The 13,534-nt window shown below is 61.7% G+C and carries 13 protein-coding genes; 6 read left to right on the forward strand and 7 right to left on the reverse strand.

The features are described from left to right. Positions 1-42: 42 nt before the first annotated feature. Positions 43-537 carry a nuclear transport factor 2 family protein gene (locus tag J3S28_RS09885; protein WP_207840091.1) on the reverse strand — a complete coding sequence of 165 codons (495 nt, stop codon included), beginning with the start codon at positions 535-537 and terminating at the stop codon, positions 43-45. Between the two features lie 91 nt (positions 538-628). On the opposite strand from J3S28_RS09885, the gene J3S28_RS09890 reads away from it, so the two are divergent. Then, entirely contained in the window at positions 629-1,258 is a 630-nt protein-coding gene (locus tag J3S28_RS09890; RefSeq protein WP_207840093.1) for a carboxymuconolactone decarboxylase family protein, read from the forward strand. Positions 1,259-1,405: 147 nt separating this feature from the next. Here the strand turns inward: J3S28_RS09890 and J3S28_RS09895 are convergent, their stop codons facing one another. The 4 genes from J3S28_RS09895 to J3S28_RS09910 form a co-directional block, all read right to left on the reverse strand. Then, entirely contained in the window at positions 1,406-2,113 is a 708-nt protein-coding gene (locus J3S28_RS09895; RefSeq protein WP_207840095.1) for an ABC transporter ATP-binding protein, read from the reverse strand. After that, a complete protein-coding gene (locus J3S28_RS09900) occupies positions 2,113-4,875 on the reverse strand; it encodes an ABC transporter permease subunit (protein WP_207840097.1) in 2,763 nt (920 codons plus the stop codon). The genes J3S28_RS09895 and J3S28_RS09900 overlap by 1 nt, the downstream gene beginning before the upstream one ends. Before the next feature lie 107 nt (positions 4,876-4,982). Next, positions 4,983-6,305, reverse strand: a complete 1,323-nt coding sequence (locus J3S28_RS09905; protein ID WP_307797005.1) for an MFS transporter — start codon at positions 6,303-6,305, stop codon at positions 4,983-4,985. 199 nt (positions 6,306-6,504) lie between these two features. After that, positions 6,505-7,749 carry an ABC transporter substrate-binding protein gene (locus tag J3S28_RS09910; protein WP_207840101.1) on the reverse strand — a complete coding sequence of 415 codons (1,245 nt, stop codon included), beginning with the start codon at positions 7,747-7,749 and terminating at the stop codon, positions 6,505-6,507. Positions 7,750-8,258: 509 nt separating this feature from the next. On the opposite strand from J3S28_RS09910, the gene J3S28_RS09915 reads away from it, so the two are divergent. The 5 genes from J3S28_RS09915 (at position 8,259) to J3S28_RS09935 (ending at position 11,469) form a co-directional block, all read left to right on the forward strand. Next, positions 8,259-8,654: a nuclear transport factor 2 family protein gene (locus tag J3S28_RS09915; RefSeq protein WP_207840103.1), complete on the forward strand. Its 396-nt coding sequence runs from the start codon at positions 8,259-8,261 to the stop codon at positions 8,652-8,654. A 39-nt stretch (positions 8,655-8,693) separates the two neighbouring features. Next, on the forward strand, positions 8,694-9,089 hold the full coding sequence (locus J3S28_RS09920; RefSeq protein ID WP_207840105.1) for a nuclear transport factor 2 family protein: 396 nt from the start codon (positions 8,694-8,696) through the stop codon (positions 9,087-9,089). 100 nt (positions 9,090-9,189) lie between these two features. Next, positions 9,190-9,576: a nuclear transport factor 2 family protein gene (locus J3S28_RS09925; protein WP_207840107.1), complete on the forward strand. Its 387-nt coding sequence runs from the start codon at positions 9,190-9,192 to the stop codon at positions 9,574-9,576. Between the two features lie 19 nt (positions 9,577-9,595). Continuing rightward, the gene (locus tag J3S28_RS09930) at positions 9,596-10,456 is read left to right on the forward strand and encodes an LLM class F420-dependent oxidoreductase (protein ID WP_207840775.1); all 861 of its coding nucleotides are present in this window, start codon (positions 9,596-9,598) and stop codon (positions 10,454-10,456) included. A 98-nt stretch (positions 10,457-10,554) separates the two neighbouring features. Beyond that, positions 10,555-11,469 carry an SDR family NAD(P)-dependent oxidoreductase gene (locus tag J3S28_RS09935; RefSeq protein WP_207840109.1) on the forward strand — a complete coding sequence of 305 codons (915 nt, stop codon included), beginning with the start codon at positions 10,555-10,557 and terminating at the stop codon, positions 11,467-11,469. Between the two features lie 169 nt (positions 11,470-11,638). On the opposite strand, the gene J3S28_RS09940 is transcribed toward J3S28_RS09935, so the two are convergent. Together J3S28_RS09940 and J3S28_RS09945 are read right to left on the reverse strand one after the other, a co-directional pair. Then, positions 11,639-12,358 (reverse strand): sirohydrochlorin chelatase, encoded by a 720-nt coding sequence (locus J3S28_RS09940; protein ID WP_307797008.1) that lies wholly within the window; start codon positions 12,356-12,358, stop codon positions 11,639-11,641. Continuing rightward, the gene (locus J3S28_RS09945; RefSeq protein ID WP_307797010.1) at positions 12,355-13,524 is read right to left on the reverse strand and encodes a uroporphyrinogen-III synthase; all 1,170 of its coding nucleotides are present in this window, start codon (positions 13,522-13,524) and stop codon (positions 12,355-12,357) included. Before J3S28_RS09945 ends, J3S28_RS09940 begins: the two co-directional genes overlap by 4 nt. Positions 13,525-13,534: the final 10 nt, after the last annotated feature.

Consider the following 13,534-nt stretch of genomic DNA (forward strand, 5'->3'; position numbering starts at 1 on the left):
TCAGGTCGGGAGGCGCGCCTGCGGCGCCTCCCGACGCCACACTCACCAGTGTCGAACGGGGTTCTGCGGATTCGGCATTCCGGAGTAGTACCCGCCGGGCACCCATCCCTGCACGCTCACCAATCTCTCCGCGAACTTCCAGCCATCTGCGACCTTCACGATGCGGTCCTCGTAGGTGCCCCAATGGTCCAGCCCTCGGTCCGTGAGCGCTTGGACATAGACGAATGTATACGCCGTGGTGGGATCCACCCGGCGTATCTCGCGACTGGTGACGTGATGTTGGATGTATTCTGGTCCATCAGAGGGCATTTCGAGCGCGGCCACGCGCTCCCACCCTTTGTTTATCGCCTGGCGGCCTTCCGCACGCCCGAAGGGCGTGTGCAGGATTCCCTCCGGCAGAAACATATCGAGCACCCCGTCGGCAGCATCCCGATCGATTCGAATGGGAAAGATGCCGAAGAGCCGATCCATTCCAATCACGAAGTTGTCGAGCAACTGTCCGATCTCAACGATGTCTACGGCTTCAGACTGCTCCACGAATCCTCCTGTATATCAGACAATTAACCAGTCAGACAGTACACTAACACTCGGCACCGGACCTGTAGATTACGCAGTTCACAGCCAGCGAGTGCCCGACTTCCGCGAAAGGACCACCGCTATGCCCTCCGACCGCCCGATGCCTGTAACCCCTATGCCGGTAACCGATTTCACTCCCGCCATGCAAGCCGCGACCGGACCCACGGCAAGTCCCACGTCGCTTGCGATGACCGGACTCATCGGCAAGACAGGTTCCTTGGCCGACACATTTCTGCCGTTCTACACCGCATTGACGAAAGAGGAGAACGTCCTCGGCTTCAAGCTCACCGAGCTGGTAAGGCTCGCGGTGGCCACTACAACCGGCTGCGAAGCATGCTTGGCTTTCCGCAATCCCAAAGCAATTGAACAGGGAATGAACGCGGATGCGCCGGACCTGTTCGACGAGCTCGATACCGCAGACTTCACGCAGCGTGAGCGAGCCGCAATTCGGTACACACTCGCGTTCTGCACAAATCACCACCTCGTCGACGACGCAATGTGGGACGAACTCAAATCGGTCTTCGACGACCAAGAAATCATGACCCTGTGCCTATACGTCGCGACCTTTCTGGGAACCAGCCGCCTGTCGCATGCAGTGCGGTTGATCGACGCGCACTGCACCCTTCCCGGATACCGGCTTTCTGCAGTCACCGAAGCGAAGGCCGCTCAGACTTTCAGCTGAGTCCCGGAGTGTGGCAATCCGATTCTTCCCATGCAGCTCGAGCAATCAGCCCAGGAGTCCTTCGACTCCTGGGCTGATTCGCGCTACTGCCTCGTCATGCACTTCGGATAGCTTGCTTTACTGCAGCTTTCGGCTACAACGGTGGGGTCATGCCTGCGGCTCCGGAACGCGGCTGCTCAGGAACGAGTCTTCGATCTCATCGATTCGGGCGCGGGCGTCAGCCGCAGTCAGGTCCATTTCGATTCGACCACGACGCATGACATAGACCCGGTCCGCGTACAGCAAAGCCTTTCGGGCGTGCTGCTCGATGAGGAGAACACCGCATCCCCGCGATTGCGCTGCTTCACGAACGGCCTTGAGCAGCCGCTCGACGATCAGCGGAGCCAGTCCGAGCGACATCTCGTCGACCAGCAGCAGGCTCGGTTCACGGCATAGCGCCCTGGCGAGGCTCAGCATCTGCTGCTCGCCTCCAGACAGCAACCCACCCCGAACATGCAACCGCTTTTCAAGCTCGGGAAAGAGCGCAAGCGCGTCCTCTGTAGCGACCCCACCCGCCTTCAGATTGTCTGTGACCGAGAGGGTTTTGAAGATCGAGCGCTCTTCGGTCACATAGCACAGGCCCCGACGTGCCCGGTTGTGAAGCGGGGCCGTCTCAGGCTTACCGTTGAAGAACACCTCGCCGGCGTGCAGTGGGAGGACGCCGCTCAGCGCGAGCAGGGTCGTTGTCTTTCCGGCACCGTTGGCGCCGAGCAGTGTCACGACTTCTCCTGCGTCGACGTGCAGGTTGATATCGTGAATGACCGGCTGCGAACCGTATCCTGTGGTCAAGCCGTGCACATCCAGAACCACGCTCATCAGAAGCCATCCTTTGCCGTAGAAGTTCCGGCCATGGTCACGGCCGGCGGTGTGCTCACTGTTGGATCCTCGATCAGCTCGTCAGTTGTCTCGCCCAGATACGCTGCGATGACTGCGGGATTGTTTCGGACCTGCGCCGGGGTGCCTTCGGCTATCTTCTTGCCGAAATCAAGAACGACGATCTCATCGCATACGCTCATCACGAAGTTCATGTCGTGCTCGACAAGGAGCACCGCCATCCCCCAGTCAGCGGCCAGGCGCCGGACCAAGCTGGCCAGTTCCGCCGTCTCGGCGTCGCCGAGGCCTGCGGCAGGCTCATCGAGGAGTAGAACGCTCGGCGTGGTCGCGACTGCGCGTGCAATCGCAAGCAGTCGCCGCTTTCCGTAGGGCAGGTCCTCCACCTTGGTCTGCAGATCCGCTTCGAGGCCGAATTCCTTGATCGCTGCGACCACCTCACCTGGCAACTCAGGTTGGGTTGGCAGCACGAGGTCACGAACGTAGGAGAAGAGGTCGCGTGGGTCGGACGCAACTCGAAGGTTGTCGATGACCGTCGAGTCCTCGAACAACTCCAGCGACTGGAAAGATCGGCTCAAGCCCTGGCGCGAACGTTTGATCACGCTCCACTTGTTGATGGGTTGCGTATCCAATTCGATGGTGCCATCGGACACCTTCGCAAACCCTGTGATGGCGTCGATGAGAGTCGTCTTTCCGGCTCCATTGGGACCGATCAGACCCACAATTTTGCCGGGGGTGACCGCCAGCGAGACCTCATCGACGGCCACCGTCACACCGTATGTCACAGTCAGTCCGGAGACTTTCAACACCCGCGGGTCGACTTTCGCACGAACCTCAGCTGGAAGTGCGACAGGCTTTTCCGGTTTGATGGCAATCGCACTGAAGCTCTTCCCCAGCTTGCCACGGACCCAACGGATCTGGTTGCCCGTTTCCTTTGCGATTCCGTGCTGGTTCATCAGGACGAGCACGATCAACAACACACCGGTGATGAGCGGGACGTATTCCGCGATCCCCGCAAACACACGATCACCGACAACTGTTCCCAACCCACCCGGGGCCAAAGTCGCCCCGAATATCGGGCCCATGATGAAACCGATACCGCCGATCATGGCCCATGCGACGGCCGAGATCGACTCGAAGCTAGTCCACGTCGCGTAGCTGATCGAGGTGTTGCGGAAAGCCAACAGGATTCCGCCGGCCGCAGCCAGCGCCGCCGCCAGTCCGAAGGCGTACAGCTTCGCTCCCTGGACGCTGATGCCAAGGGCCGCCGCTGCGCGCTCGTTGGTGCGGACTGCGATCAATCGGCGACCGCTCCGCCCCCTTCGCACGTTGGCCACAGCCAGACATCCGACGATGAGAACAGCAAGAGTCACATAGCCATAACGGGCAGGATGGCTGATCGCGCCGATGTCTATCCCGAAAAGATGCGGGCTGTCGATCTGGGTGCCTCTGTAGTCGCCGGTGTAGCTGGAGTTCAGGAAGAGCATCAACTCCAGCGTGCTTCCCAGACCGAGCGTGACAACCGCGAAGTTGATCCCTCGCGTCCTGACGGCCGGCAGCACGAACGCGAGGCCCAGCGGAACCGTACCCAGGACACCCGCAAGAGCGCCGGCCCAGAAGGGCCAACCCTGGTCTGCCACCAGGCGACCCGCGATCCACGCACCGAATCCAGCGAGCGCGAATTGTGCCAACGAGAGTTGTCCGGTGTATCCGGTGACGACCACCAGGGACAAGAGGATCAAGGCGGTGGCCATGGTGATGGTGAAACCGTCCTGCCAGGCAACCGGGGTGAAGCCGACGGCGAGCACCCCGACCACCACTGCGGCCGCGACATACACGAACTTGACGCGACCATCACCGATTGCAGGAAGTCGCTGGAGGAAGTAGTCACGCATCGGCAGGGTTTGTCCGCGCGCCACCATGAACACCACGATCAGGATGAACGGTACTGACGTACCAAGGCCTGGTTGCTGCACATACCGCGTCAATTCGACTTCGGCCACGCCGATGACGAGTGACGCCACCAAGGCAATGGGAAAGGACCTGAAGGAGGCGATCAGGGCGGCCGCAAGAGCAGCCAGCACCATGTTCGTCAACACCGATACCTGCAAGGTCACGATCGGGATGATGAGAATAGCCGCCACTCCGGCGAGAGCCGAGCCCAAGGCCCAGTTGGCGGTGGCGATCACATCCGGCGACCAGCCGAGTGTCGCGGCGGACCGTTGGTTCTCGGCGACAGCGGCGGTTCCGACGCCGAACTTGGTGAACTTGTACAGCGCCCACAGCGCGATCGCGAGGACTACGGCGATCACGAGGAGGTAGATGCGGTCGGTGGAGACCTTCACGCCGCCGATACTGACGGAGTCAACCGGGAGCGTGCTCGGAACAAACCGGATTTCGGTCGTGAAGACAAGGACCACCAACGACTGCAGGGTGATCAGGATCCCGAGGGTGGCCACCACCCGCGCAAGAGGAGAAGCTTGGCGCAGTGGCCTCATCACCAGCAGGTGGGTGGCGGCTCCGATGACGGCCGAAGCCGCCACGCCCGCAATCAAACCGACCACAAACGGGTGCCCGTGGTCGACGCTGATCGACCAGTAGATGTACGCGCCCGCCATACCGATGGCGCCGTGGGCGAAGTTGAGCACACCCGATCCGCGATAGATCAGTACGAGCCCTTGGGCCGCCAAGGAATACAGGGCACCTAAACCCAATCCCAGAAAAGCGAATGTAATGACTTCTTGCATTGTGAAGCACCCCTAGCGGTGTCAAGAATAGTGAGGTATCGAAATTGAGAGTTGGAGACGGATACTCGCCCAGGCGGCCTGGGACTTCCCTGCGGGCTTCGAGTTGGCTACCGAGCTGCAGAGACTTTCGCGGCCTCGACCTCGGGGACGCGACCGGGTTTCGTCGTTCGGGCGAAGGCACAACCGATCAGAGCGATCACGCACAGCGTCGCCTGCACCGACACTGCGTAGACCCAGTTACCAGGTGTGCCATCGATGAGACCGATCGCAATCGACGGGATGAACCCGAACAGCAAGCCGGCGATCTGCATTCCGACCGCCAGGCCGCCGTATCGAACGCCGACGTCGAACTGTCCCGCGAAGAACGCCATGGTGCTGCCGTTACCGACGCTGTAGACGAGGGCGTACACCGCAATCGCCGCCACGTAGATGACGACCATGTTGTGTGTGTTGAACGACCAGAGATAGACCGCGAAGGCCGGGATGCTGAACACCGCTCCGTAGATGAAGACCGGCTTGCACCCCACGCGATCCGATAGCCACCCTCCCAGCGGCACGGTCAGGAGCGACACGGCGGTGACTGCTACGAGCATCCACAGGATGGACGAACTCGGCAGACCCACGACCTTCGTGGCGTAGGCCAGGCCGAAGACGGTGACCATCGTGTGGGTCCCTTGGAACAGAGCCATCGCCGCGACGGTCAGTAGTGCACCCTTGTGATCGCGGAAGAGCACCCACAGCGGTGATACCTGCTTTGCCGGCTGGTGTGCCTTTGCTTCCAAGAACTCCTCCGGCTCGTCGAGCCCTCGCCGGATCACATAGCCGAGCACGATCAACAGTCCGCTGAACAAGAACGGTATCCGCCATCCCCACGACATCAGCTGATCATCCGGGAGCATTGCCACCGGCACGAACACGAGATTGGCGAGGATGAATCCGGTGAGGTTTCCCGACTGAATCCAGCTGGCGTTGAAGGCCTTTCGAGACGAGTCGGAGCTCTCGACCACCAGACTGACTGCTCCTGCCGTCTCACCGGCGGCCGAGACGCCCTGGACCAGACGCATCACGACAAGCAGTATCGGAGCGGCGACACCTATCTGCTCATAGGAGGGCAGCGCACCGATGATCAGCGTCGCACTTCCCATCATCACCAACGTCAGAACCAAGACCCTCTTACGAGAGAACTTGTCCCCGAAATGTCCCCAGAGCAGAGCACCGAAGAAGCGTGCGACGTAAGCCACGCCGAAGGATGCAAGCGAGACCAGTAGAGCGAGATCGCCTGCTGCCGAGAAGAACACTGTTCCGAAGACCAGAGCTGAAGCCGAAGCGTAGATGAAGTAGTCATAGTACTCCAGAACACTTCCAAAGTATGCGGCAAGCGCTGCGCGCCGGCCCTGTTGGCCCTGCTGATGCGACGACGAACTTCTCACTGATCGGGGGCTACGAGATTCAGAAGGGTTCGTCGTCATGTGATTCCTTTGCTCTTGATTTCATCGTTGTAAGACGATTTGACAGTTGGAGCAGTGCGCCCTGTCTCCGGTAGAACCGAAGAACCCTGGCTACATATCGATTTCGCGATATGGGCGATGACACGCCCAAGCCCCGGGTGGGGGCTTGGGCGTGCGCGAACTAGTCCCCCTTGGGCGGGGTGCTCGCCGCCGGGATCGGGGTGCCGGCCATCGGAGCGGTCATGTCATAGAAGGCACCATCAGCGAACGGAGTGATCTTGCCGTCCTTGATCACCGAGTATGTGATCGACCGATTGACTTGGTTCTTGAATGCGCCACCCAGTCCGTCGTACGACTTGGCGAAGTCGACGCCGGGGGCCACACCCGGGAAGGTCGACACATGCTTTTGTGCAGCGGCGAGGAACGTGTTGTGGTCGAGAGGGCCGGTAATACCTTCGACGACAGAGGTGAACTCGTCATATGCCGCCCAAGCGCCCAGTGCTCCGATGCTGTTGAACACGAGGTCCGAATCCGGCTTGTACTGTTTGATCGCTGCGCGCAGGTCGGCGTAGGCCGGAGTCGACAGATCTTGGTACATGCCCGTGACCACAGCGCCGTCGGTCTGCTGAGAGAACTGCTTGGCAACGTTTTCGGTCAGGAGGCCCTGCAATCCGTAGATCCGCTGGTCTCCTCCCTGGGATGCGAATGCACTGAGGAAGGGCGCGAGGCTCGCTTCGGGGATCGGAGAGATAAGGCAATCGCTTCCATCGAGTGCCTGTGTCACCTGCGCGGAATAGTCCTGCGCCTTGAGCGGGATGCGCACCACCTCTTTGAGCGGAGCCGCACCCATCGACTTGAGGCCACCCTCCGCGAGTTTCACCTGGAGGTCGGTCGTATCGCCTGCGTCCGAACCGATCCACACTGTGTTCTTGCAGCCGTCGGCGGCCGCCTTGACGCCCATGCCGCTCTGCATGGCCAGTCCGGCTCCGAGCTGCTGGACCACCGGGCTGTCCAACTCGGAAGCCACGATCGCACAACAGATTCCGAATGACGACGTGTTCGCCTGCTCCAGCACCGGTATGACCGACTCGCCGTTGAGGGTGTACGACCCGACTGTCGCCACGACACCCTCGTCCACGGCCTTGCGCGCGCAGGCAGCATCCTTGTTGGGGTCGTCTGCGTTGTCACAGGTGATGACCTCGAGAGGCCGGCCCCCGATGCCACCGTTTTCGTTGATCCAATCGCCGTACATCTCGGCGGTCTTGAGGATTTCCGGGTGAGGATCGAGCTGGCCGGTCCCCGAAGCGATGGTCATCACCTTGATCGGCTCACCGGTCAGGTTGCTGGAAGCCGATGGCCGATCCCCGCCGGACGACTCTGAGTCTGAGCCGCAACCCGCCAGCACCATCGACGCTGCGGCGACCATTGTCACCCCAATCGTGAGCCGGCTGAGCCGACCGCTCCGGTTCCGCTGTGTTTTGCCAAACATGCTGATGATTCCTCGTCTCTCTGACCTCACAGGACTGAGATTCACTCCTCATGCCGCTCTATATGTGAGGTGCGTCTCATGCGTAGAAGGGACAGTAGCGGTAAACGTCTGTTCTCGCAATAGTCCGACATTTAGAAGGAGTGCACGGTGACCCGCAAAAGGCCGCGAGCACATTCGCAGTGGTCAACCCCATGCGGCCCCAGTGCCTCTGCTCGAGGCTCACGAGAACCCAACGTGTGGCGCAGGCCTACTTGGATGACGCGCACCGCTACCACTCTCGTTCTGCGAATAATTATCGGACTATTGAAAAATCCGACGGCGCTGTTATCGTGGTCACACTCGACCGCAACACCCCTGGTCGACGTGACCCGGGCCTGCGCTACAGAGCTCACGATGACTCACGAGCTACCACCACAGGGTCTCCACCTCAGGAAGGTTCAATACCTATGTTGACCGAACAGCTCACTGCCCGGCGGGAGCAGATCGTCCGCGATTACTACGACTCGAACGACACTCAAGACTGGGACGTCATCAGGTCGTTCTTTGCGCCCCAGATGGAATTCCGGGTCGGCAACGCCGAGCCGATACGTTCGCTCGACGTCTTGCAGGAAAACGTAGAAGGAAATCTCAAGTCGTGTGAGGTCACTGTGATGTTGCACCTGATCGAGTCGTTCATCCACGACCCGCAGGGCCGCTATTGCGTGTCGGAGATCGAGGTTCAACTCGCACGAGCCGATGGACGGACGTTCACGGGGCCGTGCGTCGCAGTGTTCCGTTTCGATGACGAGGATCGGATCGAGAGCTACCACGCGTACCTCGACCCCGGGCACTTCTGGCTTTGAACACCTCGTCGAGCACCAACCAGCAGAACAGGATTGATCATGTACCAAGAGCAAACAGCGAAGCTGCGTGAGCAGAGGATCCAGGACTACTACGACGCCTGCTCGGTGCAGGACTGGGATCGGATCTCTGCGTTCTTGCATCCCGAGATCGTCTTTCAGGTGGCCGGAAACGAACCGACTCACTCGGTGGAGATCCTCCAGGAACGCGTCGTGAAATCACTGGCGGTCACCGGAGTCACCGAGATGACGATGACGGTCGATCAATACATCCACGACCTCGACGGTGAGCAGTGCGTCGCCGAGATCACCGTTCGCCTCAAGCGCGACAACGGTAAAAGTTACGAAGGTCCGGGTTGCGCAGTCTTCCACTTCGACGATGCCGGACTGATCGCCAAATATCATGCCTATACCGATGAAGGCGACTTTTGGTCCTGATGCGTCCACAGGCGACCGGCATCACTGTCCACGCGCGACGTTTCTCGCTTCCGGTCGGCAGACGCACTCCCCCACAGTCACCACTAGAACGAGGATGGATATGACTTCGATCGATGTCGTAGAGCGGTATTTCGTTGCTGCAGAAGCCGCAGATGTAGACGAACTGCGGAAGATTTACGCACCCGATGCGACCATTTGGCACAACGACGGAGCCGGTGATCTGACCGTCGATGAACATCTGCAGAATCTTGCGATGCTGTTCGGCGCCATGCCAAGTGCAAGGTTCGAGGTGAAGCGCAGGTCGGAGGTCGAGGGCGGAGTCTTTCAGACCCACACCTTTCACGGCGTGCTGCCCGACGGAAATCAGGTCGCGGTGGACGCCGCGCTGTTCGTTGGGGTGACCGACAACAGAGTCACTCGAATCGAGGAGTACTTCGACGCGGGTGCGGTGGCTGCCGTGTTTGCCGCTGTCGAACATGCGAACTGACCGAGAAGGGATGGGCACAATGCGCGTCGGAGTGGTGTTTCCGCAAACCGAACTGGGCGGCGACCCTGGCGCAATCCGCGCCTACGGACAAGGGATCGAAGCACTCGGGTACCGACATCTGGTGGCGTACGACCACGTCGTCGGCGCCGACCCGACCGTCCACACGGGCTGGGACAAAGCCTACGACGTGCGGACAACGTTCAGCGAACCGCTTGTGATGTTCGGATATCTCGCCGCAATCACACAGTCGGTCGAACTGGTCACCGGGGTGATCATCCTCCCCCAACGACAGACAGTGCTGGTGGCCAAGCAGGCTGCCGAGGTCGATCTACTGAGCGGCGGAAGGCTGCGACTTGGGGTCGGAGTCGGTTGGAACGCAGTGGAATTCGAGGCGCTCGGTGCCGATTTCAGCAACCGCGGCAAACGATCCGACGAACAGATCGAGCTGCTGCGAAGGATGTGGTCCGAGCAGACCGTGACCTTCGACGGCGAGTATCACAGAGTCACCGGCGCCGGCCTGGGCCCGTTGCCTGTGCAGCGTCCGATTCCGGTGTGGATCGGCGCGGCCTCAGCCCCGGGTTACAAACGCGCAGGCCGGCTGGCAGATGGCTGGTTTCCCCTCGTCGAACCGGGAGACGAACTCGAGAAGGCGAAGAACATCGTCGCGCAGGCAGCGCGCGATGCCGGCCGCGACCCTGCAGAAATCGGCCTGGAGGGCCGCATCATCTACACCGGAAGTGTCGATGCCGTAGCTGATGAGCTCACCCAGTGGAGAAACGCCGGTGCAACCCATGTTGCGATCAGCACCATGGACGCCGGACTCAAGTCCGTCGACGACCATCTCGGGGTGCTCGCTGCCATCGCCGAGTCGATCCGTTGAACCCCCGGCCGGCAGGTCCGGTCGACCAGCCTGGAACCCGTGCGAATCCCGCCGCTATAGTCTGACAATTGGACTTCTTCTAGTGCGACAGGATTACGATGGCAGCGCCTTTGAACGATCAGTCGACCGCTCGCAGTGTTCTCGAGAACATCGATCTGAGCGGCAAAAACGTGGTGGTGACGGGCGCGACATCCGGCATCGGCCTCGAGACCGTCCGCGCATTTGCTGGAGCGGGCGCGCAGGTGATAATGGCCGTACGCAATGTCGCACGAGGCCAGGATCTCGCTCAAGGTATCGAGGGTGAGGTACTGGTTCACGAGCTTGACCTCTCCGCGCCTGAATCGATCCGATCCTTCGCGGCGAAGTGGGACGGGCCTCTCGACATCCTCGTCAACAACGCAGGCGTCATGTCCCTACCCACGCTCCAGCACAACAAGGACGGGTGGGAGCAGCAGTTCGCGACCAACCACCTTGGCCACTTCGCGCTGAGCGTTCTGCTCCATGGAGCGCTTAAAAAGGCGCCGGGCGCACGGGTGGTCGTGGTGGCATCAAGCTCCCAATCCCCCATCGATTGGGACGACATCAATTTCGATCACCGTCCGTACGAGCCCTACGAAGCGTACGCGCAGTCCAAGACCGCGAATGTGCTGTTCGCGGTGGGCGCCGGCAAGCGCTGGGCTGCTGACGACATCACGGTTCACGCCGTCATGCCGGGAATCATCCGCACAGGGATTCAGCGTCACGTCGACCCCGAGGCCCTCAAGACGGCACAGGATGCACTCGAGAAGGAGATGGCCTTCAAGACCCCCGAGCAGGGCGCAGCCACTTCCGTCTACGCGGCAGTCGCGCCAGAACTCGCAGGCGTGCCCACCCGATACCTCGAGGACTGCCACCAAGCGCCAATAGTGTTGCAGGCCGGACTAAGGGGCGTCACGCCCTGGGCGCTCGACTCAGACAACGCCGACCGGCTGTGGGCGATATCCGCCGCAGCGACGAATGTGGACGCCCGATAACCACGGCCTCCCGGGAACCTGACCAGCATGAGTCATCCATTCCCCACGACTTCCTCGACGATATTACTGTGCCCCATCCATTTCACATGTGCCCATCGCTCCCGAAGATGGTGGATTCTGGCGACAAAAGCCCAGGTGGGCCTCACCAGAACCCACCATTTTAGGGTGGTCAGGAGTTTGCCAGGACGGGGCGAACCGAACGCATCCGGCGGACGACGAGGTCGACCACTCGGGGGTCGGCACCGAGTGGCTGCGCGACACCGTCTGCTCCCGCAGCGTGCAGTCGGTCGTGAAACAGTCCGTGTGCCAACAGATATGAGGCGATCAACACCCGACGACCGGTGCGAGAGCGCGTTTCGGCGACCACGTCCGCGATCCGCGGGCTCGCGGTGGCGACGTACCCCACCGGGACCCGCTCACCGATCATCGCTCCTAGCAGCGTCGCAGCCCGGCGAACCTGACCGAGCGCGAACTCATCCGACGACCCCGCCGCGGCCAGGACCACCGAATCACCACGCCGCCAACCACATTCGCTGAGTCGCTGCGCGAGCACCCTGGCGAGTTCAGGATCGGGGCCCAGGGCACGCGAGACCGACGTCGCCGCGTGACCGCTGGCGGCGATGTGTTCGGGCAGGTCTTTGCGGACGTGATATCCCTCCGCCAAAAACGCCGGAACGACGATAGCCGGCCCGTCGACCTCGCGGAGGATCGCCGATGGCGACGGTCCCAGGACGTCGACGAATGCCACACGCGTGGTACCGATCTGCGCTGACACCTTGTCGGCCAGATCGGCGATCATGGCGACCCCGTGCTCCGAGCGGGTGCCGTGGGCAACCAGGATCGGGGTCGCACCGATGCGGCGAATACTCAGCGATTCTCTGATGTTCACGTGTTCTCCCCCTCCTCGTATTCGACGTCGACGGACAACCGGTAGCCGCGTTTGACGACGGTCTGGATCATGCGCGAATCACCGAGACCGGCACGCAATCTGGCCATCGCCGTCTCGACCGCGTGGGTGTCGTCGCCACCGCCCGGGAGTTCGGTCAGCAGTGCCTGCCGCGACACCACCCGGCCCGGCCTGCGGGCCAGTGCCTTGAGCAGGGTGAGCCCCGCCGGAGACAGAGGCCGAAGCGCGGAGTCGACCATCACAGAACGGCTCCGGATGCTCATGTCATGCCCTGCGACCCGGAACGTGGGAACCCGTCGCGGCAGTTCTTCGGTGATGTGCCTGGCAAGTGCGCCCAACCGGTAGCGGGTCGGACGCGAGGTCGGGACGCGTAACGCGGCCAGAGGCCCGGCCGTGATGGACCCGACACACATCGCGTGCACATCGGTCCGCAACGCCGCGAGCAGAGGTTCGAGCCGGCCGGTGTCCTGAGCACGGCCCAGCATCGACGCGACGGCCGGGGCACTCGTGAACGACACCGCATCGAGGTCGAAGTTGATGATCTGAGAGATCATCTGATCGATGGCCGTGGTGTCGCGGGGTGGCAGCCACCGGTACACCGGGATCGGTAGCACCTCGGCGCCCGCCTCACGCAGTACCTCACAGAAGTCCGGCAACGGCTCCCACTCGGTGGTCGCACCATGCAACTGGACGCCGATACGGGTTCCCTCGACGCCCTCGTCGAGGAGGTGTTCGAGGACCTCGCTCGACGACTCATTGGGTGGTGACCATTCCTCACGAAGCCCTGCGGCCCGGATCGCCCCCTTCGCCTTCGGACCACGAGCTAGGACCCGCGAGCGCTCCAGGGACGCGATCAGACTCTCGGCGATCCCCCAGTCCTCGGCGGCCTCCATCCAGCCCCGGAACCCGATACCGGTTGTGGCGACCACGATTTCGGGTGGATCGGCAACGATCAACTCGGTGACCGAACGCAACTCGGCGTCATCGGCCAAGGGAATGATCTGAATGGCAGGCGCATGCTCGACCTGCGCACCGCGTCGCTCCAGCAACGCGGCGAACTCGTCGGCACGGCGCGCAGCCGTGATCCCGATCGTGAACCCGGTCAACGGACCGGTTTCGCATTCGGTTGTGGGATCACCCGCTTTCACAGCACCTCCA

The organism is Williamsia soli, assembly GCF_017377795.1.
GTDB lineage: Bacteria > Actinomycetota > Actinomycetes > Mycobacteriales > Mycobacteriaceae > Williamsia > Williamsia soli.